A 24,311-nucleotide genomic window follows, 5' to 3' on the forward strand; every position below is an offset into this window, starting at 1 on the left:
ATGGCTGCCGCTCAGGCTGTATCGTCGGCGCGCCGGCACTTCCGCTCGCTCGAACTCGTTCTCGGCCTCCTGTTGACCGCCGGCATGAGCTTGGCCGTGCTGTTCTCGGGCTTCCTGTTTCCGGATGGCGGCGAGAGCATGGACCTCATGGCGCGGCTCACGCCGCCGTTCCAGAATCTCGCGCATCCCCTCGGCACGGATCCGCTCGGCCGCGACGTGCTGGCGCGGGTGATCGTCGGCGGCCAGATCTCGCTGACGGTCGGCGTTCTCTCGGTGGTGGGAGCGGTGATCGTCGGGACCATCGTCGGCCTCGTCGCCGGTTACTACCGCGGCATCGCCGAGGTTCTGCTGATGCGCTTCGCCGACATTCAGCTGGCGCTGCCCTTCATCCTGCTCGCCATCATGTTCCTCGCCATTCTCGGCACTGGCGTCGACAAGATCATCTTCTTCATGATCGTCGCCCAATGGGTGCAATACGCGCGGCTCGTGCGCGGCTCCGTGCTGGCTCTGCGAGACCGGGAGTTCATCCTGTCGGCCCGCGCCATCGGGGTCGGCAACGGGCGCATCATCTTCACCCACATCCTGCCCAACGTGCTCGGTCCCATCGTCATTCTCATGACGCTCAACGTGGCCAACAACATCCTTCTCGAAAGCAGCCTCACGTTCCTCGGTCTCGGCGTCGATCCCCTTATCCCGAGCTGGGGCGGCATGCTGGCCGACGGACGCACCTATCTGCAGACGGCCTGGTGGGTCAGCGTGTTTCCGGGACTTGCCATCATGTTCACCGTGCTCGGCCTGAACCTTCTGGGCGATTGGCTGCGCGACCTTCTCGATCCGACAGGACAGACATCACGATGACGATTTTGCTCGACGAGCGTATCTCGCGCACTCTCGATATTCTCCTGCGCGATTGGGCCAGGAACGACCACCGCGGCGCGATGCTCGAAGCCTGGCTCTTCGAGGACGAGGCGGCGCGGCGCGCGGCGGAAGCCGTGCTGGCGGAAGCGGGCGTCCGGGCACGGCTGCGCAGTGCCTACAAGCCGCTGGTTCATGCCTTCCTCGAAGAGTTCGAGACCGGGAACCTGAAGCGCGTCACCGTGCATTATCCGGTGCACGAGGAAGCGGACCCGCTCCGCTTCCTCTCGGAGGCCTATCCTTTGGCGGCGCTCCTCGGTGGCGTTGAGGCCCATTTCGAACCCGGCGCCGCCGACATGACCTACCATGTGGCGCTTGAATACCAGGACGGTCATGTGGCGGAGCATGCGGTCTTCGCCCCGAACTGCCTGAGCCACAATCATCTCGATCAGGACGATCTCACGCCGACCGGCTGGCTGAGGGTTACCGAGCGACCGGATGGAGCGCGGGATCTCGACGCGCCGTTCGAGACCGAGATCGAACAGGTCTTCCACTCGGTCATGGCGGCGGTGGCAGCCCATGAATGGCCCGACACAGAGCCTTATGCGGAAACCATCGCCATCGACGTGACGATTCCCGGCATCGAGCGCCCGCTCGATTACGGCGACGAGGTCATGAGCACCCGCGAGGCGCTGCACGAGGACTTCTATTTCTCGCTGCTCGAATTCTTCAAGCGCAAGTCGGGCCGTCCGCCCGAGGACCGGAGCGTGCAGCCGGGCCAGATCGTGCCCGATATCCGCGCCGGAAACGGCGATGCGCATGTTCGCGTGACGCTGCGCGCCTTCGGGCCGCCCGAGAACCCGGCAAGACCGGAGCAGGACATCGAGACGGCCGATGCCGCGCCCGGGCTCGAGCAGATCTATCGCGAACTCGCGGCGCTTCCCGGAAAAGCCTTCGAGGGGATCTCCCGCGAGGGACGTCCCGTGCGGGGCCTTTACCGGACCGGCTCACGCCCGGCCGTCCTCGTCACCAGCGGGCAGCACGCCAACGAGACCTCGGCCCCGGTGGGAACGCTGAGAGCCGTGCAGCGCCTGCTGGCCAATCCTGATGCCAACATCGCCTATGTTCCGGTCGAGAATCCCGACGGCTATGCGCTCCACGGGCGGCTGTGCGAGAGCAATCCGCGCCACATGCACCATGCAGCACGCTACACCTCGCTCGGATGCGATCTCGAATATGGGCGCAAGGAGCCGGTCTATGAGATCGGCGCGCGCAACCAGGCGCTGGAACTGTCCGGCGCCCAGCTGCACCTCAACTTCCACGGTTACCCGGCCCATGAATGGACGCGGCCGTTTACCGGCTATCTGCCGCGCGGCTTCGAGCTCTGGTCGATCCCGAAGGGCTTCTTCCTGGTCATGCGGCACCATCCCTCATGGGGCGAGACGGCGCGAACCCTGGTCGAAGCGGTAACGACCGGCCTCTCGGCCGTGCCGGGGCTGGCCGAGTTCAACCGCCGCCAGGTCGAGATCTGCTCGATCCATTCCGGCGGAACGCCCTACGAGATCATCAACGACATTCCGTGCCTGATCACCGCGGACGAGCGCCATCCATCGCCCCTGACCCTCATCACGGAATTCCCGGACGAGACGATCTACGGCGATGCTTACCGCTTCGCCCATACGGTCCAGATGGCGACCGTCATCGCCGCCGAGGAGGCTTTCGCATCGATCATGGCGGCGCAGGTCTAGCGCTCCGTTCCGAGTTGATTCTCTAAAGACACAAACGGCCGGAGAGCTTCTCCGGCCGTTTTCCTTTCTGGAACAAGCCGAGTCGCGCCATCGTTCTTCGGCAGAGCCGGCGCTCGAGATGTCGGCCCTGCGGAGTGACCATCATGGCCCGGCTGTCCTGGAAGCAGAACGAGAACGAAGCGTCGATCAAGGAGGCCGTCGATCTCGTGCGCGAGCACGGGGAAGCTCTGCCGCCGGTATCCGACGAGGAAGCCTTCGGCGCCATGTTCGACCGCTTTTCCGACGCCAAGGTCGTGCTTCTGGGCGAGGCGACCCATGGCACGTCGGAGTTCTACCGGGCCCGTGCCGCGATCACGAAACGCCTGATCGAACAGCATGGTTTTTCCATCGTGGCCGTCGAGGCCGATTGGCCGGATGCGGCGCGCATCGACGCTTATGTGCGTCACCGCCAGGTTGCCGATGACGATGATACGGCCTTCCAACGATTTCCCACATGGATGTGGCGCAACGAGGAGGTCTACGACTTCGTCAACTGGCTGCGCGATTTCAACAAGGAGCGGGCGGAGGATGAACGGGCCGAGTTCCGCGGGCTCGACGTCTACAGCCTGAACACGTCGATCCGCTCCGTTCTCGATTATCTCGACAAGGTCGATCCGGAGGAGGCCCGGGAGGCGAGGGGACGCTACGGCTGCCTCAGCCCCTGGCAGTCCAACCCGGCCCGTTACGGTCGCGCCGTGCTGACCGGGCAGAAGAAGCCCTGCGACGATGCGCTGCTCCGTCAACTCCAGGACATCCTCGACAAGCGCATGGACTATCTCCAGGCCGATGGCGTCGAGGAATTTTTCGACGCGGTGCAGAACGCCAAGATCGTCCACGCGGCCGAGCATTACTACCGGATCATGTACGAGGGCGCGACGGAATCCTGGAACCTGCGCGACCGGCACATGTTCGAGACGCTGCAGAGCCTGCTGGCGCGGCGCGACAACGCCAAGGCGGTCGTCTGGGCCCACAACTCCCATATCGGCAACGCAGCCGCCACAGCCATGGGCTGGCAGGGCGAGTTCAACATCGGCGAGCTTTGCCGCAAGGCTTATCGCAACGAAGCCGTCCTCGTCGGCTTCGGGACTGACCGGGGCACCGTGGCGGCCGCCGACGACTGGGACGAGCCCATGCAGGTCAAGGCTGTGCGGCCTGCGCGGCCCGACAGCCATGAGCGCATCTTCCGAGACACGGGCCTCGGGCGCTTCCTGACCGATTGGCGCGAGAACGGCCAGGCCGAGTTGACGGCAATCCTGTCACGGCCGCGCCTGGAGCGGGCCATCGGCGTCGTCTACCGCCCGGACACGGAGCTTTATAGCCATTACTTCGAGGCAGTCCTGGCCGAGCAGTTCGACGCCTTCGTCTGGTTCGAGGAAACCAGGGCCGTGACGCCGCTGACGCATGCCCATGGCAAGGGAATGCCGGAGACCTATCCGTTCGGGCTCTGAGCAGGCTCAGCCTCACTCCTGCACCTCTCCCACCCGGGAGAGGGAATGACACCCTCTCACGTCATGGCCGGCCTTGTGCCGGCCATCCCGATGCTGTGAAGCGCGGCGTTTCAGTCAATCGGGATCACCGGCACAAGGCCGGTGATGACGTAGAGAGGTGGTCAGGGCAGAGGCATGTTCTCATTTTGTTCTTGACAGATGCTGCAACCTTGGCTATATCGTTGCACAGCCTGATCCGACGAGGGGCGCGCTTCGCGAGGCGTCGCAAGTTGTGGGAGCAGGCACGGTCCTGTCCGCCGGTCACGCAGCCGGCGGCAGGAGGCCCTTGGCAGCCCTGTGCTGGTCCAAGTCGAAACGCCTAAAAGAACCGTGCGCGAAGCGGCCTCCCGGCTCTTCCATTTACCATTCACAGCGAGCCGGACGGCCCGACGCGCCACCCTCGAACCCACAAGGCTCGGAGCTTCACGGCTCCGGGCCCCAAGGTGCTGGCTGTCCGGACTCGCTGGCGACACTCCTCCGCCTTGCCCCGGCAGGCCGCCCCTGATAACTGACAGCCAATCCCATTCAACCGACCATCAAGCAGGGCTTTTTCCGTGTCCCGTCAGTTCATCTACCACATGCGTGGCCTTACCAAGACCTATTCGGGCGGCAAGAAGGTTTTGGACAACATCCATCTCTCCTTCTACCCCGATGCCAAGATCGGCGTCCTCGGCGTCAACGGCGCCGGTAAGTCGACGCTTCTGCGCATCATGGCCGGAACCGACACCGACTGGAACGGCGAGGGCTGGGTCGCCGAGGGCGCCCGCGTCGGCTACCTGCCGCAGGAGCCTCAGCTGGACCCGTCGAAGAACGTCCGCGAGAACGTCATGGAAGGCGTGGCCGCCAAGAAGGCGATCCTCGACCGGTACAACGAACTCGCCATGAATTATTCCGAAGAAACGGCGGACGAGATGACCCGTCTCCAGGACGAGATCGAGGCCAAGGGCCTGTGGGATCTCGATTCCCAGGTCGATCAGGCCATGGATGCCCTGCGCTGCCCGCCGGACGACTGGTCGGTGGACAAGCTCTCGGGCGGTGAGCGCCGTCGCGTCGCCCTGTGCAAGCTGCTCCTGGAGCAGCCGGAACTCCTGCTCCTCGACGAGCCGACCAACCACCTGGACGCCGAGACGACCGCTTGGCTCGAAGGGCATCTGCGCAATTATCCGGGCGCGATCCTGATCGTCACCCACGACCGCTACTTCCTCGACAACGTGACGGGCTGGATCCTCGAGCTCGACCGGGGTCGCGGCATCCCCTACGAGGGCAATTACTCCTCCTGGCTGGAGCAGAAGCAGAAGCGCCTCGAGCAGGAGGGCCGTGAGGAAGCGGCGCACCAGCGCACCATCGAGCGCGAGCGCGAATGGGTTGCGGCCTCGCCGAAGGCGCGTCAGGCCAAGTCGAAGGCGCGCATCCAGCGCTATGAGGACCTCGTGGCCAAGGCCAACGAGAAGGGTCCGACAACGGCCCAGATCATCATCCCGATCGCCGAGCGCCTGGGCAACAACGTCATCGAGTTCGACAATCTGAAAAAGGCCTTCGGCGACAAGCTGCTCATTGACGGGCTGTCCTTCAAGCTGCCGCCGGGCGGCATCGTCGGCGTCATCGGCCCGAACGGCGCCGGCAAGACCACGCTCTTCCGCATGATCACGGGCCAGGAGCAGCCGGACGAGGGGTCTATCCAGATCGGCGAGAGCGTGAAACTCGGTTATGTGGACCAGAGCCGTGACTCGCTCGATGCCAACAAGACGCTCTACGAGGAGATCTCCGGCGGCAACGAGGTGCTCTATCTCGGCAAGCGCGAGATCAATGCCCGCGCCTATTGCGGCGCCTTCAACTTCAAGGGCTCCGACCAGCAGAAGAAGGTCGGCGTGCTCTCGGGCGGCGAGCGCAACCGCGTTCACCTCGCCAAGATCCTGAAGTCGGGCTCCAACGTGCTGCTCCTCGACGAGCCGACCAACGACCTCGACGTGGACACGCTTCGCGCGCTCGAAGAGGCGCTGGAGGATTACGCGGGCTGCGCCGTGATCATCTCGCACGACCGCTGGTTCCTCGACCGCATCGCCACCCACATCCTCGCCTTCGAGGGCGACAGCCACGTGGAATGGTTCGAGGGCAACTTCGCCGATTACGAGGAGGACAAGAAGCGCCGCCTCGGCACGGATTCCACGATCCCGCACCGGATCAAGTACAAGAAGTTCTCGCGGTAATTCGCGTGGGGACGCATCTCATCACTAGCATCGGGCAAACTCTCGCCCGGTGCAGCGCCTTAAAACGATCTTCCAGATTCATGAGATTTGACAGGGAAACTTAATGCTCAGCGCAATGTTGAGTGCGCCTTCCATTGCCATGACATTGTAAGGCCAAGGCTCCGCGAATTCCTTAAGGGCACTGGCGACTTGCTCCGTAGGCGTGTTCTCAGGCAGGCAGTACGAGTTGGAAATTTTGCCGTTCCGTACAAGTCCTTCCCTAGCATCCAGAAAGCCCTCGATGTAGGCCTTGCATATTGGCCAGTCTGCCGAGCTGGGATCGCACACATCCAAATACTCATACGCCCATTGTCGCCTCTCGCCCTTTGCAGATGACGAGTTCACTGGAAGGCATATGCAAAATATCGGTAAGGCTATAACAAATCTCATCATCATGAGTTCTTCATAGTCAATGTGATATATAGTATCAACAGAGATGCCAGATTCTATTCATCTTAGTTGGGTTCCGACCCAAAACGGTGTATGACCCTTGAGGCACGAGACATAAGAAGAGAGTCCACGTGCCCGCCGATCATCTGACGACCTTCCAATCCGTTGCCACGCCTGAAGAAGCCGTCGAGCGGCTCATTGCTCTCCATGACAGCGCCATCGAGGCGCAGCGCCAGTCCCTTGATCATTTCTTCTCCACCGGCACGTCGCCCACGCCCTTCGAGCGGTCCCGCTTCCGCTATCCGGAATTGCGGCTCGATTACCGGTCGACCTCCCTGCCGCCGGTCAAGCAGCGCGCCTATGCCAAGTTCCAGGGGCCGGGGGTCTATGCCACCACGATCACGCAGCCGGCCTTCTTCCGGAATTATCTCCTGGAGCAGCTGAACTATCTGGTCCGCGATTACGGGGCCACCATCGAAATCGGCGTCAGCGACCAGGAAATTCCCTATCCCTATGTCTTCGAGCGCGGCGACGAGCTGGGCCGCGGAGCCCATTCGGCTTCCGAGCTCGCCCAGCATTTCCCGACGCCGCTTCTCGCCAAGGTGGGCGACGAGATCGCCGATGGGACCTGGGTTTTCCATGAGAACGAGCCCCGGCCGCTGGCGCTCTTCGATGCGGCCCGGGTCGATTACTCGCTCCGCCGTCTCGTGCATTATACCGGCAGCGACTGGCGCTGCGTCCAGCCCTGGATCCTCCTCACCAACTACCACCGCTATGTGGACCAGTTCATCCGCTGGGCCGTCACGGAACTGGCGAACGACGAGGGGCCTTATACTCGGCTCATCCTTCCCAGCGGCGTCACCATTGAGCGTGGATTGGACGAGGCCGTCGTCGAGGAGTTGATCGGCTCATCGCCCTGGCACCGGTTCCAGATGCCGGCCTATCACCTGATGCGCAAGGACGGGCAGGGTGTGACCCTGGTCAATATCGGTGTCGGTCCCTCGAATGCGAAGAACATCACCGACCATCTGGCGGTGCTGCGGCCCCATTGCTGGCTCATGGTCGGGCATTGCGGCGGCTTGCGCCAGTCGCAGTCCATCGGCGACTACGTGCTGGCCCACGGCTATCTGCGGCGCGACCACATCCTCGACAGCGCCGTGCCGCCGGAAATCCCGATCCCGGCCCTGGCTGAAATCCAGGTCGCTCTGCAGGACGCGGCGGTCCAGGTCACCGGCGAACGGGGCGAGGAGCTGAAACGGCGCCTGCGTACCGGCACGGTCGTGACATACGACGACCGGAACTGGGAGCTGCGCTGGAGCCAGGAACGGCGCCAGATCAACCTGTCCCGCGCCATCGCGGTGGACATGGAGAGCGGCACCATCGCGGCCCAGGGCTACCGGCTCCGCGTCCCCTACGGCACCCTCCTGTGCGTCTCGGACAAGCCCCTGCACGGGGAGATCAAGCTGCCGGGGGCAGCCAATGCCTTCTATGAGCGGGCGGTGAGCGAGCATCTCATGATCGGTCTCGCGGCCCTCGACATCCTGAAAGGGCAGAGGTCGTCCCTGCATTCGCGCAAGCTGCGCAGCTTCGACGAGCCGCCGTTCCGGTAGGCGGGGTCAGGTGGTAGCCGATCGGCAGCGGCTACCACTTCGCCTGATAAATACCCTCCCGTCGCGGTCGGAGCCATCAGACCTTCGAGGAACGCTTCCGATAGAATGGAGAAGCGGCCTATACATTCGCTTGCTCTCTCGTCAAAATAGACATAAATATATCTTTATATGTAAGAGCGAGTTTTGGCTGTGCCGGACACTCCGTCCCCATCACTGGACCTGACTCTGGATGTCCTTAGGGCAGCCGCCGAGGAGACGCGCCTGCGGATCCTCGCCTTGCTGACCGAAGGTGAGCTCTCTGTTTCCGACCTCACGGATATCCTCGGGCAGTCCCAGCCGCGCATTTCCCGTCACCTGAAGCTTCTCGTCGAGGCCGGCCTTGTGGAGCGGCACCGGGAAGGGGCCTGGGCCTTCTTCCGGCTCACCGACCGTGGCGTCGCTCTCAGGATCATCCGCCCGACCCTGGAGAGCCTCGACCGGTCCGATCCGCAGCTGCTGGAGGACCGCACCCGCCTCGACGGTGTGCGGGCCCAGCGCTCCCAGGCCGCTCAGGCCTTCTTCTCCCGTCTGGCCCCGGACTGGGACCGCATCCGCTCCCTCCATGCCCCCGAGACCGTGGTCGAGGCGGCGGTTGTGGAGGCCCTCGGACCGGCCAGGATCCGCAACCTCGTCGATCTCGGCACCGGCACCGGCCGGATGCTGCAGCTGCTGGCGCCGCGAGCCAGCCGCACGGTGGGGCTCGATGCCAGCCACGCCATGCTCTCGGTGGCGCGGGCCAATCTCGAAAAGGCGGGCCTGCGGGGCATCGAGCTGCGCCAGGGCGACATCTATGCGCCCCCGTTCCCGCGCGACACCTTCGACCTCGTGGTGATCCATCAGGTGCTGCATTACCTGGACGACCCGGCGCGGGCGATCCGGGAGGCGGCGCGCCTCGTGGCGCCCGGTGGGCGGATCCTCGTGGTCGATTTCGCGCCGCATAATCTTGAATTCCTCCGTGAGGCCCAGGCGCATCGCCGCCTCGGCTTCACTCCCGCCCAGGTCGCCGGATGGCTCGACGAGGCGGGCCTCGACTGCACCCTCAATCGGGAGATCGCTCCGCCGGCGAAAGGCGACGAGCAGTTGACCGTATCCCTATGGCTTGGCCAGGATCGCCGCGTGGTGACGGATTGGCCCTTGAGTGAACCCGACAGAGAGGTCGCCTGATGTCACCGCTCGCCCTTCGCCCAAGCCGGCAGAACGCCTCTCCCATCAAGGTTTCGTTCGAATTCTTCCCGCCGAAGACGCCGGAGATGGAAGCGACGCTCTGGTCGTCCATCCAGCGGCTGGCGCCGCTTCAACCGCATTTCGTCTCCGTGACCTATGGCGCGGGCGGCTCCACCCGTGAGCGCACCCATGCCACGGTGTCCCGGATCCTGAAGGAAACGCCTCTCAAGCCCGCCGCGCATCTCACCTGCGTGGCCGCCACGAAGGACGAGGTGAACGACGTCGTCCGCTCCTATTGGGATGCGGGCGTGCGCCATATCGTGGCCCTGCGCGGTGACCCCGCGGGCGGAATCGGAACGGCCTATGAGCCGCATTCCGGCGGCTATCGGCAAACCTGCGATCTCGTCGCCGGCATCAAGTCCATCGGCGATTTCGAGGTGTCCGTTTCCGCCTATCCGGAGAAGCACCCCGAGGCCGCTTCCCTCGATGCCGATATCGACGCCTTGAAAAGCAAGGTCGATTGCGGCGCGGACCGCGCCATCACGCAGTTCTTTTTCGATAACGACCTGTACTTCCGCTATCTCGACCGTGTCCGCGCACGCGGCATCGACATCCCGATCGTGCCCGGCATCGTGCCCGTGCAGAATTTCAAGCAGACCGCGAACTTCGCGTCCAAGACCGGCGCCAGCGTTCCCGATTGGCTGGCAGCACGCTTCGACGGCCTCGAGAACGATGTGGAGACGCGAAAGCTTATCGCGGCCGCCGTCGCCGCCGAGCAGGTGTTCGATCTGCTCGATCGTGGCGTGAACGAGTTCCACTTCTACACGATGAACCGCGCCGATCTGGTCTACGCCATCTGCCATCTGCTCGGCCTGCGCGATCAGAGCGTGAAGGCCGCAGCCTGAATGTCCCGATGCCCGGCCAAGCCGAGCATTCATATTTGTAACGTTGAACGGATTTCATCGGCCGGCATACATCCGACCGCGGTGAAAAGAGAACAGATCGAATGACTGCGTATCATCCTCGCCCGGCACATGGTGCCGATGTGATCAAGGCGCTCCGAGAAGCGGCCTCCAAGCGGATCCTCGTGCTCGACGGCGCGATGGGAACGGAGTTGCAGCGCTCGCGCTTCTCGGAAGAGGATTTCCGGGGCGAGCGGTTCAAGGATTGGAAGCAGGACGTCAAGGGCAACAACGACCTGCTCATCCTCACGCAGCCCGACGCGGTGCGCGATGTGCACCTGGATTATTTCCGCGCGGGCGCCGACATCGTCGAGACGAACACCTTCTCCGGCACCTCCATCGCCCAGGCCGATTACGGCATGGAGGAGATCGTCTACGAGCTCAACGTCGAAGGCGCGCGGCTTGCGCGCGAGGCCGCGCTCATCGCGGAAAAGGAAGACGGCCGCCGCCGCTTCGTGGCCGGCGCCATCGGCCCGACGAACCGTACGCTCTCGATCTCGCCGGACGTGAACAATCCCGGCTACCGCGCCGTGACCTTCGATCAGGTGCGCGACGCCTACGCCGAGCAGGTGAGGGGCCTCGTCGACGGTGGCGCCGAGATCATCCTGATCGAGACGATCTTCGACACGCTCAACGCCAAGGCCGCCATCGTGGCGACGCACCAGGTCTTCGCCGAGAAAGGCGTGAAGCTCCCGGTCATGATCTCGGGTACGATCACGGATCTCTCCGGCCGTACCCTCTCGGGACAGACGCCGACGGCCTTCTGGCATTCGGTGCGTCATGCGGAGCCGTTCTCCATCGGCCTCAACTGCGCGCTTGGCGCCCGTGAGATGCGCGCGCATATCCAGGAGATCGGCAAGGTCGCCGATACCTTGGTCTGCGCCTATCCGAATGCGGGACTGCCGAACGAGTTCGGCCTTTATGACGAAAGCCCCGCGGCTACGGCGCGCATGATCGCGGAATTCGCCGATTCCGGTCTCGTCAACGTGGTCGGCGGCTGCTGCGGCACGACGCCGGACCATATTCGCGCCATTGCCGAGGCCGTCGCCGGAAAGGCACCGCGCTCGGTTCCGAAGATTCAGCCGCTCATGCGCCTCTCGGGCCTTGAGCCCTTCAACCTCACATCCGACATTCCATTCGTGAACGTGGGCGAGCGCACGAACGTCACGGGCTCCGCCAAGTTCCGCAAGCTCATCACCAACAACGATTACGCCGCTGCCCTCGACGTAGCGCGCGATCAGGTGGCGAACGGCGCGCAGATCATCGACGTCAACATGGACGAAGGCCTGCTCGATTCCGAGAAGGCCATGGTGGAGTTCCTCAACCTCGTTGCGGCGGAGCCCGATATCGCCCGCGTTCCGGTGATGGTCGACTCGTCCAAGTTCCACGTGATCGAGGCCGGCCTCAAGTGCATCCAGGGCAAGGCCATCGTGAACTCGATCTCCATGAAGGAGGGCGAGGAATCCTTCATCGAGCATGCAAGAATCTGTCGTTCCTATGGTGCCGCCGTCGTCGTCATGGCCTTCGACGAGCAGGGCCAGGCGGATACGCTGGAGCGCAAGGTCGAGATCTGCACGCGGGCCTACAGGATCCTGACCAAGCAGGTCGGGTTCCCGCCGGAGGACATCATCTTCGATCCGAACGTCTTCGCGGTCGCCACCGGCATCGAGGAGCATAACGGCTACGGGGTCGACTTCATCGAGGCGACGCGGATCATCCGCGAGACGCTGCCACATGCCCATATCTCGGGCGGCGTGTCGAACCTGTCCTTCTCGTTTCGTGGCAACGAGCCGGTGCGCGAGGCCATGCATTCCGTGTTCCTGTTCCACGCCATCAAGGTCGGCATGGACATGGGCATCGTGAATGCCGGGCAGCTCGCCGTTTACGACGAGATCGACGCTGAGCTGCGCGAATTGTGCGAGGACGTCGTCCTCAACCGCCGTCCCGACGCGACGGAGCGGCTGCTGGATGCGGCGCCGCGCTTCAAGGGCGATGGATCGGGCGTCGTGAAGGCCACCGATCTCGAATGGCGCTCCTGGCCTGTGGGCAAGCGCATCGAGCACGCGCTCGTCAACGGCATCACCGAGTTCATCGAGCAGGACACGGAAGAGGCGCGGCAGCAGGCCGAGCGTCCGCTGCACGTGATCGAAGGCCCGCTCATGGCCGGCATGAACGTGGTGGGCGATCTCTTCGGCGCCGGAAAGATGTTCCTGCCCCAGGTGGTGAAATCGGCACGCGTCATGAAGCAGGCGGTCGCCTATCTCATGCCGTTCATGGAGGCCGAGAAGGAAGCTAACGGCGACACCGGACGCTCCGCCGCCGGCAAGGTGCTGATGGCGACCGTGAAGGGCGACGTGCACGACATCGGCAAGAACATCGTCGGCGTGGTTCTCGCCTGCAACAACTACGAGGTCATCGACCTCGGCGTCATGGTGCCGGCCCAGAAGATCCTGGAGACCGCGCGCAGGGAGAAGGTGGACGTGATCGGCCTCTCGGGCCTCATCACGCCGTCCCTCGACGAGATGGTGAACGTCGCCAGCGAGATGGAGCGCGAAGGCTTCGACATTCCGCTCCTCATCGGCGGTGCCACCACGAGCCGCGTCCACACGGCGGTGAAGATCCATCCGCACTACAACAAGGGCCAAGCCGTCTATGTGACGGATGCGAGCCGCGCTGTCGGCATCGTGTCGTCGCTTCTGTCGCCCGACATGAAGGACGGTTACGTGGAGACCCTTCGCTCCGAGTATCGCAAGGTGGCCGATGCCCATGCCCGCTCGGAGGCCGACAAGCAGCGTCTGTCCATCGAGAAGGCGCGGGCCAACAGGTTCACGCCTGACTGGTCGTCCTACCAACCGCCGAAGCCCAGCTTCACCGGCGCGCGCGTGTTCCGCAGCTACGATGTGGGCGAGCTCGTGCCCTATATCGACTGGACCCCGTTCTTCCAGACCTGGGAGCTGAAGGGACGCTTCCCGGCCATCCTCGAAGACGAGAAGCAGGGCGAGGCCGCGCGGCAGCTCTGGGAGGATGCTCAAGGCATGCTCAAGCAGCTCGTGGAGGAGCGCTGGTTCAACCCGAAGGCGGTGATCGGCTTCTGGCCTGCCAATGCGGTCGGCGACGACATTCGCCTCTACACGGGCGATAGCCGCACGGAGCAGCTCGCGACGTTCCACGGCCTGCGCCAGCAGCTCTCGAAGCGCGACGGCAAGCCCAACCTCTGCCTGTCCGATTTCATCGCTCCCACTGAGAGCGGAAAGCCCGATTGGGTCGGCGCCTTCGTGGTGACCTCCGGCATCGAGGAGGTTCGCATCGCGGAACGCTTCGAGCGCGCCAACGACGATTATCGTTCGATCATGGTGAAGGCGCTCGCCGATCGCATCGCGGAGGCCTTTGCCGAGCGCATGCACGAGCGCGTGCGCAAGGAGTTCTGGGGCTACGCGTCCGACGAGAACCTCAGCAACGATGGGCTGATCGGCGAGGAGTATCAGGGCATCCGCCCGGCTCCGGGCTATCCCGCGCAGCCCGACCATACGGAGAAGGCGACCCTGTTCGGCCTGCTCAACGCCGAGCGCAGCATCGGCGTGACGCTCACCGAATCCTACGCCATGTGGCCGGGTTCCTCCGTGTCGGGCCTCTATCTCTCGCACCCGGACGCCTATTACTTCGGCGTCGCCAAGGTCGAGCGCGATCAGGTGGAGGATTACGCGGCGCGCAAGGACATGAGCATTGCCGAGGTCGAGCGCTGGCTCGCCCCGATCCTCAACTACGATCCGGCAAGCTACCGCGTGATGGCGGCGGAGTAGGTGAGCGTCCTTCGCTGAAGCTCGGGTCGGGAAGAACACCCTCCACGTCATCACCGGCCTTGTGCCGGTGATCCCGATTGCATGAAGCGCCGCACCCTTCCGATCGGGATGGCTGGGACAAGCCCGGCCATGACGTTCAGTGTATCCTCTCACGCAGCGCTGAATCCTGCGTTCGTCCATTCGGACCTACTCCCGCCGCAATGCCTCGATCGGATCGAGCTTCGCCGCCCGTTGTGCGGGATAGAACCCGAAGAAGATGCCCACCAGCGCCGAGAAGCCGACGGCGATCATGATGGCGTTAGTCGACACCAGCGAGGGCCAGCCGGCGAGTTGCGCCACGAGGTAGGCGGCGCCTGCGCCGAGGCCGATGCCGAGCGCTCCGCCGATGGTGGACAGCGTCGTCGCCTCGATCAGGAATTGGCTCAGGATGTCGCGCGGGCGCGCGCCGACGGCGAGGCGCAGGCCGATCTCGCGGGTGCGCTCGGTGACGGAGACCAGCATGATGTTCATGATGCCGATGCCGCCGACGAGCAACGACACGGCAGCGACGGCGGCGAGCAGCATGGACAGTGTGTTGGCCGAGGCGGACGCGGTGTTGGCGATCTCGGTCAGGTTGCGGATGGAAAAGTCGTCCTCCTGGTCGCCCGTGATGCGATGGCGCTGGCGCAGCAGCTCCGTCATGTTGGCGATGCCGGGTTCGATGTCGCTCTCATCGGCGAATTTCACGAAGATCGAGCCGACGGACCCGTCCTTGGCGTAGTTGCGGCCGATGACGCGGCGGCGTCCCGCATCGAGCGGCACGAAGACCACGTCGTCCTGATCCTGCCCGAAGGCCGACTGGCCTTTCGACGCCATGACGCCGATCACCCGGAAGGGCACGTTGCGCACGCGCACGGTCTGGCCGATGGGATCGTCCTCACCGAAGAGATTGCGCGCGACCGTCTGGCCGAGAAGGATGACGATGTCGCCGCGCCTGACCTCTTCCGGATCGAAGGTGCGGCCGGTGGCGACATCCCACTCGCGGGCCGAGAACCAGTCGTTGTCGATGCCGTAGATGCGTGTGCCCCAGTTGCTGCCGCCGGCCACGACCTGGGTGCCGCCCTGCACGAAGGGCGCGGCCGCCACCACGCCGTCGATCTCGCGCCGGATGGCGCGTGCGTCTTCGTCCGTGAGCGAGGAGGCCGCGCCGGCGCCGAGCCGGGCGCCGCCCTGGGTCACGTTGCCGGGCGTGACGATGGCGAGGTTGGCACCGAGCGAGCGGATCTGGCTGTCGACGAGATTGCGCGCGCCCGATCCGATCGCCACCATGGCGATGACGGCGGCGACGCCGATGACGATGCCGAGCATCGTCAGGAGGCTGCGCAGGGCATTGGCCATGATGGCAGACAGCGCGGAGCGAATGGCCTCGATCAGCCTCATTCTGCGGCCTCCGGGGCAAGGGCGCGCGCATCGACTGGGATCTGGCGGTGGTCCTCGATCACATGGCCGTCCCGGAAGCGGACGAGGCGATGCGCATGGCGGCCCACTTCCGCGTCGTGGGTGACGAGCACGATGGTGACGCCCTCGCGGTTGAGCTCCTGGAACAGGGCCATGATCTCGTTCGCCGTGCGGCTGTCCAGCGCCCCGGTGGGCTCGTCTGCAAGGAGCAGGCTCGGGCTGTTGACGAGCGCGCGCGCGATGGCGACGCGTTGCTGCTGCCCGCCGGACAACTGCATTGGCCGGTGATGCGCGCGCTCGGCGAGGCCGACGCGTTCGAGCGCGTGCAGGGCCCGCTCGCGACGCGTCCTGCGGTCGAATCCCGCATAGACCATGGGCAGCTCCACATTGCCGAGCGCATCGACGCGCGGCAGCAGGTTGAACTGCTGGAAGACGAAACCGATCTCCCGGTTGCGCAGCCGTGCCAGGCCGTTCGCGTCGAGGCTTTCGACGGCCGTGCCCGCGAGCAGGTACTGGCCGCTGGTCGGCTTGTCGAGGCAGCCGATGAGATTCATGAACGTGGATTTGCCCGAGCCGGACGGACCCATCACGGCGACGAAATCGCCTTTCTCGATGTCGAGTGAAACGGCATCGAGAGCCACGACGCAGCCCGCATCGAGATCGTAGATCCGCCTGAGTTCGTGCGTTTCGATGAGAGCCACGGCCTGTCCCTTCAGAACATGCGCGGCGGGCGCGGGCGGCGGCCGGTCGCCGAAGCGCCGGCATCGTCGCCTGCACCTGCACGCTGGGCTCCGATGATGATCGCCGCCCCTTCCCGCAGATCACCGCGCAGGATCTCGGTATAGGATCCGTCGGTCGCGCCGAGCCGCACATGCACGGCCTGCGGATTGCCGTCCTGCCCGACGCGGTAGATGCGCCCGCTCGTGCCCTCGTCGGCTTGCATCTCCGCATCCTGAGCGCGTCCGCGCCGCCGCGGGGGGGCGTCCTGCGCCACACTTGGCGCGACGGAAACCGGCGGCCGGTAGCGCAGCGCCGCATTCGGAACGCGCAGCACGTCCTCGCGTTCGTCCGTGACGATCTGGAGGTTCGCCGTCATGCCGGGGAGAAGGGCCTGATCCAGGTTCTTCACGCCGATGACGGCCGTGTAGGTCACCACGTTCTGCACCGTCTGGGCGGCCAGGCGCACCATGCGCACGGTGCCCTCAAAAGTGCGGTTCGGATAAGCGTTGACGGTAAAGGTCACCTTCTGCCCATCCTTGAGACGTCCCACATCCGCCTCGTCGATATTGGCATAGATGTCGATCTCCCTCAGGTCCTGCGCGACGGTGAACAGGGTCGGGGCGGAGAGCGAGGCCGCGACGGTCTGGCCGAGTTCGATGTCGCGCTTCACCACGACGCCTTCGACCGGGGATTTGATGTCGGTGCGGGCGAGGTCGATCTCGATATCCTTGAGCTTCGCCTGCCGCTGCAGGATCATCGCCTCGGCGGATTTCAGGCTCGCTTCGGCCAGGGCGAGGTCCGCCTTGAGCCCATCGGTTTCGGCCTTGTTCGAGGCGATCTGCGCCTCGGCCGATGCGAGATTCGCCTTCTGCACGTCGAGCTGCGTTCCGGCCTGCTCGAGGGCCGTCTGGGTTCCCACCGAGCGGGTGGTCAGCTCCCGCTGCCGGTCGAGGTTGCGTTGGGCTTCGGTGAGCTGGGCACGGGCCCGGTCGCGCTGCGCGGAAAGGTCGTTCGCCTGCGCCTCCGAGCGCTGCAGCGCGGATTGCGCCTTGTCGATCTGAGCGCGCTTGGTGTCGAGGTCAGCCTTCGCCTGAGCGAGGTCCGCGAGGGCCGCGTCGCGGCGCGACTTGATCTGCTCCGCATAGAGGCGGGCGACCACCTGACCTTCCTTCACGGGCGTGTTGTAGTCGGCCAGGATCTCGACCACCTGGCCCGAGAGCTGCGAGCCGACGAGCACGGTCGTGACGGGGTTGAGCGTGCCGGTGGCGCGCACGCTCGCCGTGATCGATCCGCGGTCCACGGCGCCGAGGCGATAGGGCTGATCGGATGCGCTGCTCCCCGTGGGCTTCCACAGCACGAAGCCGAACGCTCCTGCCACGAGCACGATGCCGATCAACCACAGCCAGACGCGACGCACCGAAAAACCCTCTCCGACATGTGAAATATCATGAGAGCCGATTGTGGCCGATTTTCCGGATTGTTACGAGTTAACTCTTTGTCATGCGACAGGCTGCGGCCGGGTGGCGATCAGGTTGCGCAGGGTCATGATGGTCGAGGCATCCGCGACGCCATCGACGCGCTCGGGCCGGAAGTGGCGCTGGAAGGCCGCGACGACCTTTTCCGTGTCCTCGTCGAAGATGCCGTTGATCCTCACGCCGTAACCGTACATGGCGAGCATCGCCTGGAGCGCCTCGATGGGCATGCCCTGGTCGCCGCGCGAGAAGAAGCGGCCGTCGCTCGTGGCCGATGGGGCAACCCAGTGGCCCGCACCTGCCTCGTGCAGACGCTGCCATGGGAAGAGCTCGCCCGGATCGACCTTGCGGCCGGGAGCGACGTCGGAATGGCCGAGCACACGGGTCGCGGGGATGCGCCAGCGGGTGACAATGTCCTTGACCAGCGCCGCGACGCTTTCGATCTGCGCATCCGGGAAGGGAGGCAGGCCGCCTGGATGGCCGGGATTGGCGATCTCGATGCCGATGGAACAGGAATTGATGTCGATCTCGCCGTCCCAGGAGGAGAGGCCCGCATGCCAGGCCCGGCGCATCTCCGGAACGAGCTGGAGGACGCGGCCGTCGCCGAACACGAAGTAATGGGCAGATACCTGGGACACGGGATTGCAAAGCCACTGCAGGGACTCGCCTTCGTCAGGCATGCCCGTGTAGTGGAGAATGACCATGCTGGGGCGCTGAGCGTCCTTGCGTTCCCCGTGATTGGGCGATGGAAATACCTTGCCGGCGATCGGGCTTTCCGGGGAAAGAGCGTTCATGCGGTCACCTGATGTTCCGCTCGGCCGCAACGCTTTCCCAGGCGGCGTTGATGGCGGCCACGCGCTCGGTGGCGATCTTCACGGCTTCCGGCGGCAGGCCGCGGGCGATTTCCCGGTCGGGATGGTTCTCGGCCACGAGCCGGCGATAGTGCCGCTTCAACTCCTCGTCGCTCATGCTTCGGTCGGCCTGAAGAATGAGATAGGGATCGTCGGCGCGCCGCACGTGCCGGGCGGCGATCCGCTCGAAATCCTGGTCCGAGAAGGCGAAGATCGTCGCCACGTCCTTGAGGTAGGCGTATTCGGCCTCGTGGATGGCCTCGTCCGCCTTGGCGATGTGGAACAGGCCGTCGAGCACGTCTTCGAGCAGGGCAGGCTCGTCCTTGAAGGCGTCGCCGATCTGGCGGGCATAGGCCTCGAAGCCGTCCGTGGTCTGGATGGCGAGGTTGAACAGGCGTTCCACCTTGTCGTGCTCGCTGTCCGGCACCTCGACGATCTGCTCGAAGGCCCGGACCTCCACGTCGACCACGACGCCGTCGGCCTTCGCCATCTTGGCCGCGAGGGCCACGAGCCCCATGGTGAAGAGCACGTCGCGCGGCGGCTTCCCGAAGGGAGCACCTTCACGGTCAATGAGAACGTGGCCGGCGACACCACCCAGGAGAGCGCCGATCGGCCCGCCCAACGCAAGCCCGATGCCGGCGCCACCCAGCTTACCCCAAATCGACTGAATCATCTTGCCTTAGCGCATCGTGCGGACCCGAAGGGCCGCGTAAGCGAAAAGTGGATCCGGTTTTCCGCTCGAGACGATGCGCTCGTCGAAGAGTGGAGCATCGGAACCGATCCCAAAAGTGCAAGTCCACTTTTGGGTCCGATGCTGTAGTCGTAATCTCAAGTGCGGGCAAAAAGAAAGGGGCCGGGAAGGTCCCGACCCCTCAAATTCCGTTTCTGACGCGCGATCAGCGGCAGTAAATGTTGCCGTAGACGTCCTGATACGTGCCATAGGGGCAGGCCGGGCGACCCGGAGCCGTCGCTGCGCCCACGATGGCACCACCGGCGGCACCGATGGCCGCACCTGCCAGAGCGCCGCTTCCACGACCCGTGGCAGCACCGCCGATAGCCGCGCCGGCAAGGCCGCCCACTGCGGCACCGCCGACTGCGCGCTCGCCCGGGGTGTTGCAGGCGGCGATCGAGAGGGTGAGAGCACCCGCGGCGACAGCGGTGATGATTTTCTTCATGGACGTGTCCTCTTGAGTCAGCGACAGACAATTGGAGAAAGCTTGAGCAACTTAGCTTAGCCTTATTGCCAACTTTTTCCTAGCCGATCGGTTCCATCAGGTGTCAAGGGGAGCAAACGAGGGAGCCATGATGCATCATGGTTCCGTACTTGCAGTCTTTGGGCGACCAACCCTGGCTGCTCTGATTGGCCCGGCCCTGACCGGAAGGACGCGCTTCGCTGCGGACCGGAGCGGCGGGCATCGGCTCAGCGACAAACATGGGCTCGGGTTCGGGCGTTGTCGCGGCTCCGATCACGGCGCCGCCGGCGGCACCGACGGCCGCGCCCGCAAGAGCGCCGCTCGCATGGCCGGTCGCCATGCCTCCGATGGCCGCTCCGGCGAGGCCCCCGATGGCTCCGCCGCCGAGGGCACGCTCTCCCGGCGTGTTGCAAGCTGTCAATGAAAGCAGGAGCGCCCCTGCGGCAGCCGCGACGATAATGGTCTTCATCGAAATTTCCCTCGGATAACGGTCAAAGAATATCGATATGTAATTTCATGTCTTTGATTCGTGAAGCCGCCGTATTGCGAGCGGAAGATGGCCCATACGTGTGAGAGCAACGAATAATTTCTCACGTCGCCCTAAGGCTATTTCTGCCTTATTCTGTCTCGTTTTCAGGCCTCGAAAGCGTTTAGCTTAAGCATTGTGCGGACATGATTGTGTCTTGCCGAGCCACAACTTTGCCTTATTTCGCCACCACCCACCGCCGCTCGACGGCCTATGCCATCTGGAGTTTGCATATGACTTGGCAGCGTGAAGTGAGAACGGTGGCAGCCGTCATCATAAGCTTGGCTACGCTTGGACTTGCGCCGCAGGCGCGGGCGGAAAGCACCCTGATTTCTCCGCAGGACGCGGAGGAGCTTGTGCGCGCACAGTTCGAGGAGCAGAAGGCTGCCGAGGCCGCTCTCAAGGAAGAACAGGCGGCGATCGAGGCGGAAGAGGCGGCCGAGGCCGCCAAGGCTGCGAAATCCGGCAAAACGGCCAAGGGCGAGCCCAGAAAGGCCAAGGACGCCGTCAAGGCCTCTAAGGCCACCATCGAGCCTCCCGCCGCCGTGGCCAAGGCTGCTGCGGGCGAGGAGGAGGCGGCTGCTGTCGAAGAGACGTCCGCTCTCCCGGTCGATCTGTCGGGACTTTCCCGTTCCGCACGTGCCGATGCTGTCAAAGCCAGCGCCCTCAAGCCCTTGATCGTGCGCTATGCGTCCGAGAACGGCCTGCCTTACGGGCTGGCCGATGCCGTCGTCCGGCTCGAGAGCCGCTATAATGCCGGCGCGCGCAACGGCCCGCACTTGGGCCTGACGCAGATCAACATGCGGACCGCGCAGTCCCTCGGCTACGAAGGTCCGGTCGCAGGTCTTCTCGATGCGGAAACCAATCTGCGCTACGGGCTGAAGTATCTCGCCAAGGCTTACAAGCTCGCGGGCGGCGACACCTGCGGCACGATCCTGCGCTATCAGTTCGGGCATCGGACGACCACCATGACGAGCGCTTCGCGCGCCTATTGCGCGAAGGTGAAGGTGCTGACGGCCGCGGCCGAGTAACCTTCGGCCTTGACGCGGGGCCTGCTTTTGCACCACATCCCCTTCGTCAGCTGGCCGGGCGGCCGCTTCGAGCTCACGCTCGGGGAGGAAAGTCCGGGCTCCATGGAAGCAAGGTGCCGGATAACGTCCGGCGGGGGAAACCCCAGGGAAAGTGCCACAGAGAGCAGACCGCCCCGCAAAGGTTCTCGGACCTCGGGGTAAGGGTGAAAGGGTGCGGTAAGAGCGCACCGCGGACGCAGCAATGCGCACGGCAAGGTAAACCCCACCAGGAGCAAAACCGAATAGGGACGACAGGCGTTCGCGCCAGGCCTGCTTCCAGGCTGGTCGTCCGGGTTGGTTGCTTGAGGCGGTCAGCAATGATCGTCCCAGAGGAATGGTCGCCACGTCCAAGGTCTTAGACTTTGGGCCCTACAGAACCCGGCTTACAGGCCGGCTGACCCCATCTATCCACAGGCCCGAAATCTGCATGAAAGCGGCGCAAACCTTTGCGTCGCTTACGATTCATTAACCGTAAATGCGTCTCATGGGGAACGCATGCCGAGAAGCGTGTCCACCATCCCCGTTCCGTTGACGCCCATATTATCCCATGTTATCCCAAATCATCCCGTCGACGGTGTCTTCCGAAGGGGGCGTCAAGCACTCAAGAAATGCTGACGTTTCGCTTTGGAAAGTAGCGTCATCACCGGCTGCGGGTGGTGGATCCATGAGATCCGCCTGGGGGCTGACAATCAGGAGCGTGCGAGCTGCGGCCAATGAACCGCTTCGTGTCCAATTTCACCAACAAGTTGGATTCGAAGGGTCGCGTCTCGATCCCTGCATCCTTCCGGGCCGTGCTGGCCAGGGATGGATTCGAGGGGCTCTACGTTCATCCGGCGCTCGACGCGCAGGCATTGGACGCGGGCGGCAATACGCTTCTGAACGAGATCGATGCGTTCTTGTCGACGCTGTCGCCCTATTCGGACGAGCGGGATCAGCTGTCGACGGCGTTGTTCGGGACAAGCGAAATTCTGAAGGTCGATCCGGAGGGGCGTGTCATCCTGACGGACACGGTAAAAGTGCATGCCGGGATCGGCGATACGGTGACGTTCGTCGGACTTGGTCACAAGTTCCAGATTTGGGAGCCCGAGCGCTTCCGTGCGCACTTGGAGGAGGCGCGCACGAAGGTCCGAGACCTGAAGAAAGCATTGGGAAGCCGAGTGATGGAGCCAAGGTTAGTGCAGAACACCTCACCAGGAGTACGGGAGCGATGATGGGACGCGGCGACGGCCCAGGAGCCGGAGCCGCTGGCGGACCGTCCCGTCACGTTCCTGTTCTCCTGGAGGAGGTGTGCACGGCTCTCGATGTCAAGCGCGGCGGCACTTTCATCGACGGCACATTCGGCGCAGGCGGTTATACGCGCGCCATTCTCGACGGACATCCGCAGAACAAGGTCGTCGCCATCGACCGCGATCCCGATGCGATTGCGGGCGGCGAGTCCCTTGCGGCCAAATTCAAGAAGCGCCTGATGCTCGTTCCCGGGCGCTTCGGCGACCTCGACGATCTCGCGCATGCGCAAGGGTTCGAGAGCGTCGATGGCGTCGTTCTCGACATCGGCGTGTCGTCCATGCAGCTCGATCAGGCCGAGCGTGGCTTCTCGTTCCGCAACGAGGGGCCGCTCGACATGCGCATGGAACAGAGCGGCCCGAGCGCGGCCGATCTCATCAACGAATCCTCCGAGGCCGAGCTTGCGGACATCTTCTATCATTACGGCGAGGAGCGGCGCGCCCGCGCGGTGGCGCGCGCCATCATCGAGATGCGCCGCCGTCAGCCGTTCGAGACCACGCGGCAGCTGGCCGATCTCGTCGCCTCGCTGATCCGGCAGGAGCCCGGCGGCATCCATCCGGCCACGCGCGTGTTCCAGGGCCTGCGCATCGCGGTCAACGACGAGCTCGGCGAACTGGTGCGTGCCTTGCATGCGGCCGAGCGCATTCTGAAGCCCGGCGGCCGCCTCGTGGTCGTCACGTTCCATTCGCTGGAAGATCGCATCGTGAAGCAGTTCTTCGCGGCCCGCACAGGCCGCGCGGCCACGGGCTCGCGCCATCTGCCGACGGCTGCCGCACCGGAGCCCACTTTCGATGCGATCACCAGAGGTCCGGTCGGTCCGAGCGAGCAGGAAATGGCGCGCAACCCGCGGGCGCGCTCGGCGAAACTCCGGGCCGGCGCGCGCACGGAAACGCCGCCGCAGGAGCCTTTGAGCGCTATCGCCATGCTGGCTGAGCTGCCGCAGACGGCTGAAAAACGGGGAGGGCGCCGATGATCCGGCTGCTCCATATCATCGCGATTTCCGCCCTCATCGCATCGGCGGGTTATGCCTATTCGATCAAGTACGACACGCTCTATTACGCCGAGCAGGTGGCGAAGCTGAAGACCAAGGTGCAGCGCGAGCGCGAGGCCATCGCGGTGCTGCAGGCCGAGTGGCAATATCTGGACCGTCCCGACCGGCTCCAGGAAGCCGCCGACAAGCATCTCGATCTGCAGCCCCTGAAGATCCAGCAGCTCGCGCGCCTGTCCGAGCTGCCGAACCGTCCGTCCCGCGAAGACGAGATCGGCCGCAAGCTCGAAGCGCTCGGCCTTCTCGGGCCGACCTCGACGCCGAAGGACAAGAACTCGGACGCCCGCACCCCGACGACCCAAACCCCTAGACGGTGAGCCTCGTGTTGCAAGAGCCCCAAACCGAATGGCAGGGTAAGAGCCTTCCCGCA

Annotated in this window: 19 protein-coding genes and 1 other RNA gene; 13 read left to right on the top strand and 7 right to left on the bottom strand. The window is 64.5% G+C overall.

From position 1 onward, the window contains the following. From AB4097_RS13565 to metH, 8 genes are all read left to right on the top strand, one after another. A complete protein-coding gene (locus AB4097_RS13565) occupies nucleotides 1–858 on the top strand; it encodes an ABC transporter permease (protein WP_442040346.1) in 858 nt (285 codons plus the stop codon). Beyond that, nucleotides 855–2,603 (top strand): M14 family zinc carboxypeptidase, encoded by a 1,749-nt coding sequence (locus tag AB4097_RS13570; RefSeq protein WP_442040348.1) that lies wholly within the window; start codon nucleotides 855–857, stop codon nucleotides 2,601–2,603. Before AB4097_RS13565 ends, AB4097_RS13570 begins: the two co-directional genes overlap by 4 nt. A gap of 143 nt (nucleotides 2,604–2,746) precedes the next feature. Beyond that, a complete protein-coding gene (locus tag AB4097_RS13575) occupies nucleotides 2,747–4,090 on the top strand; it encodes an erythromycin esterase family protein (protein WP_442040350.1) in 1,344 nt (447 codons plus the stop codon). 593 nt (nucleotides 4,091–4,683) lie between these two features. Next, nucleotides 4,684–6,336, top strand: coding sequence for an energy-dependent translational throttle protein EttA (gene ettA, locus AB4097_RS13580; protein ID WP_442040352.1), 1,653 nt, complete (start codon nucleotides 4,684–4,686; stop codon nucleotides 6,334–6,336). Nucleotides 6,337–6,896: 560 nt separating this feature from the next. Then, nucleotides 6,897–8,375: an AMP nucleosidase gene (locus AB4097_RS13585; protein WP_442040354.1), complete on the top strand. Its 1,479-nt coding sequence runs from the start codon at nucleotides 6,897–6,899 to the stop codon at nucleotides 8,373–8,375. A gap of 189 nt (nucleotides 8,376–8,564) precedes the next feature. Continuing rightward, nucleotides 8,565–9,578, top strand: coding sequence for an ArsR/SmtB family transcription factor (locus AB4097_RS13590; RefSeq protein WP_442040429.1), 1,014 nt, complete (start codon nucleotides 8,565–8,567; stop codon nucleotides 9,576–9,578). Beyond that, nucleotides 9,578–10,483: a methylenetetrahydrofolate reductase [NAD(P)H] gene (gene metF / locus AB4097_RS13595; protein ID WP_442040356.1), complete on the top strand. Its 906-nt coding sequence runs from the start codon at nucleotides 9,578–9,580 to the stop codon at nucleotides 10,481–10,483. Before AB4097_RS13590 ends, metF begins: the two co-directional genes overlap by 1 nt. A 101-nt stretch (nucleotides 10,484–10,584) precedes the next feature. Beyond that, on the top strand, nucleotides 10,585–14,340 hold the full coding sequence (gene metH / locus AB4097_RS13600; RefSeq protein WP_442040358.1) for a methionine synthase: 3,756 nt from the start codon (nucleotides 10,585–10,587) through the stop codon (nucleotides 14,338–14,340). Nucleotides 14,341–14,526: 186 nt separating this feature from the next. Here metH and AB4097_RS13605 read toward each other — a convergent pair whose 3' ends face one another. The 7 genes from AB4097_RS13605 to AB4097_RS13635 all read right to left on the bottom strand — a co-directional run bounded on the left by AB4097_RS13605 (nucleotide 14,527) and on the right by AB4097_RS13635 (nucleotide 20,482). Then, nucleotides 14,527–15,759 (bottom strand): ABC transporter permease, encoded by a 1,233-nt coding sequence (locus tag AB4097_RS13605; RefSeq protein ID WP_442040360.1) that lies wholly within the window; start codon nucleotides 15,757–15,759, stop codon nucleotides 14,527–14,529. Continuing rightward, nucleotides 15,756–16,478: an ABC transporter ATP-binding protein gene (locus AB4097_RS13610; protein ID WP_442040362.1), complete on the bottom strand. Its 723-nt coding sequence runs from the start codon at nucleotides 16,476–16,478 to the stop codon at nucleotides 15,756–15,758. Before AB4097_RS13610 ends, AB4097_RS13605 begins: the two co-directional genes overlap by 4 nt. A gap of 11 nt (nucleotides 16,479–16,489) precedes the next feature. Then, nucleotides 16,490–17,914 carry an efflux RND transporter periplasmic adaptor subunit gene (locus tag AB4097_RS13615; protein WP_442040364.1) on the bottom strand — a complete coding sequence of 475 codons (1,425 nt, stop codon included), beginning with the start codon at nucleotides 17,912–17,914 and terminating at the stop codon, nucleotides 16,490–16,492. A gap of 81 nt (nucleotides 17,915–17,995) precedes the next feature. Next, nucleotides 17,996–18,763, bottom strand: coding sequence for an N-acetylmuramoyl-L-alanine amidase (locus tag AB4097_RS13620; protein ID WP_442040366.1), 768 nt, complete (start codon nucleotides 18,761–18,763; stop codon nucleotides 17,996–17,998). Nucleotides 18,764–18,767: 4 nt separating this feature from the next. Then, nucleotides 18,768–19,493 carry a TerB family tellurite resistance protein gene (locus AB4097_RS13625; protein WP_442040368.1) on the bottom strand — a complete coding sequence of 242 codons (726 nt, stop codon included), beginning with the start codon at nucleotides 19,491–19,493 and terminating at the stop codon, nucleotides 18,768–18,770. A gap of 223 nt (nucleotides 19,494–19,716) precedes the next feature. Further along, complete coding sequence (locus AB4097_RS13630; RefSeq protein ID WP_442040370.1) at nucleotides 19,717–19,995, bottom strand: hypothetical protein; 279 nt, start codon at nucleotides 19,993–19,995, stop codon at nucleotides 19,717–19,719. A gap of 103 nt (nucleotides 19,996–20,098) precedes the next feature. Then, nucleotides 20,099–20,482: a glycine zipper domain-containing protein gene (locus AB4097_RS13635; protein WP_442040372.1), complete on the bottom strand. Its 384-nt coding sequence runs from the start codon at nucleotides 20,480–20,482 to the stop codon at nucleotides 20,099–20,101. Nucleotides 20,483–20,772: 290 nt separating this feature from the next. Between AB4097_RS13635 and AB4097_RS13640 the strand changes: the two genes are divergently transcribed. The 5 genes from AB4097_RS13640 (at nucleotide 20,773) to ftsL (ending at nucleotide 24,258) form a co-directional block, all read left to right on the top strand. Then, nucleotides 20,773–21,570 (top strand): transglycosylase SLT domain-containing protein, encoded by a 798-nt coding sequence (locus AB4097_RS13640; protein ID WP_442040374.1) that lies wholly within the window; start codon nucleotides 20,773–20,775, stop codon nucleotides 21,568–21,570. A gap of 46 nt (nucleotides 21,571–21,616) precedes the next feature. Beyond that, nucleotides 21,617–22,011: RNase P RNA component class A (gene rnpB / locus AB4097_RS13645), an RNA gene on the top strand. A gap of 311 nt (nucleotides 22,012–22,322) precedes the next feature. After that, nucleotides 22,323–22,820 carry a division/cell wall cluster transcriptional repressor MraZ gene (gene mraZ, locus AB4097_RS13650; RefSeq protein WP_114943002.1) on the top strand — a complete coding sequence of 166 codons (498 nt, stop codon included), beginning with the start codon at nucleotides 22,323–22,325 and terminating at the stop codon, nucleotides 22,818–22,820. Continuing rightward, nucleotides 22,817–23,866 (top strand): 16S rRNA (cytosine(1402)-N(4))-methyltransferase RsmH, encoded by a 1,050-nt coding sequence (gene rsmH / locus AB4097_RS13655; RefSeq protein ID WP_442040376.1) that lies wholly within the window; start codon nucleotides 22,817–22,819, stop codon nucleotides 23,864–23,866. Before mraZ ends, rsmH begins: the two co-directional genes overlap by 4 nt. Next, a complete protein-coding gene (ftsL, locus tag AB4097_RS13660; protein WP_114943000.1) occupies nucleotides 23,863–24,258 on the top strand; it encodes a cell division protein FtsL in 396 nt (131 codons plus the stop codon). Before rsmH ends, ftsL begins: the two co-directional genes overlap by 4 nt. The last annotated feature ends 53 nt before the right edge of the window (nucleotides 24,259–24,311 follow it).

It is taken from the genome of Microvirga sp. 2MCAF35 (assembly GCF_052115545.1).
Taxonomy (GTDB): Bacteria; Pseudomonadota; Alphaproteobacteria; order Rhizobiales; family Beijerinckiaceae; genus Microvirga.

Excerpts from the sequence above, each read along its gene's own strand:
- AB4097_RS13565 (WP_442040346.1), top strand. The coding sequence starts at position 1 with ATGGCTGCCGCTCAGGCTGTATCGTCGGCGCGCCGGCACTTCCGCTCG.
- AB4097_RS13570 (WP_442040348.1), top strand. The coding sequence starts at position 855 with ATGACGATTTTGCTCGACGAGCGTATCTCGCGCACTCTCGATATTCTC.
- AB4097_RS13575 (WP_442040350.1), top strand. The coding sequence starts at position 2,747 with ATGGCCCGGCTGTCCTGGAAGCAGAACGAGAACGAAGCGTCGATCAAG.
- metF (WP_442040356.1), top strand. The coding sequence starts at position 9,578 with ATGTCACCGCTCGCCCTTCGCCCAAGCCGGCAGAACGCCTCTCCCATC.
- metH (WP_442040358.1), top strand. The coding sequence starts at position 10,585 with ATGACTGCGTATCATCCTCGCCCGGCACATGGTGCCGATGTGATCAAG.
- AB4097_RS13605 (WP_442040360.1), bottom strand. The coding sequence starts at position 15,759 with ATGAGGCTGATCGAGGCCATTCGCTCCGCGCTGTCTGCCATCATGGCC.
- AB4097_RS13620 (WP_442040366.1), bottom strand. The coding sequence starts at position 18,763 with ATGAACGCTCTTTCCCCGGAAAGCCCGATCGCCGGCAAGGTATTTCCA.
- AB4097_RS13625 (WP_442040368.1), bottom strand. The coding sequence starts at position 19,493 with ATGATTCAGTCGATTTGGGGTAAGCTGGGTGGCGCCGGCATCGGGCTT.
- AB4097_RS13630 (WP_442040370.1), bottom strand. The coding sequence starts at position 19,995 with ATGAAGAAAATCATCACCGCTGTCGCCGCGGGTGCTCTCACCCTCTCG.
- AB4097_RS13635 (WP_442040372.1), bottom strand. The coding sequence starts at position 20,482 with ATGAAGACCATTATCGTCGCGGCTGCCGCAGGGGCGCTCCTGCTTTCA.
- AB4097_RS13640 (WP_442040374.1), top strand. The coding sequence starts at position 20,773 with ATGACTTGGCAGCGTGAAGTGAGAACGGTGGCAGCCGTCATCATAAGC.
- mraZ (WP_114943002.1), top strand. The coding sequence starts at position 22,323 with ATGAACCGCTTCGTGTCCAATTTCACCAACAAGTTGGATTCGAAGGGT.
- rsmH (WP_442040376.1), top strand. The coding sequence starts at position 22,817 with ATGATGGGACGCGGCGACGGCCCAGGAGCCGGAGCCGCTGGCGGACCG.
- ftsL (WP_114943000.1), top strand. The coding sequence starts at position 23,863 with ATGATCCGGCTGCTCCATATCATCGCGATTTCCGCCCTCATCGCATCG.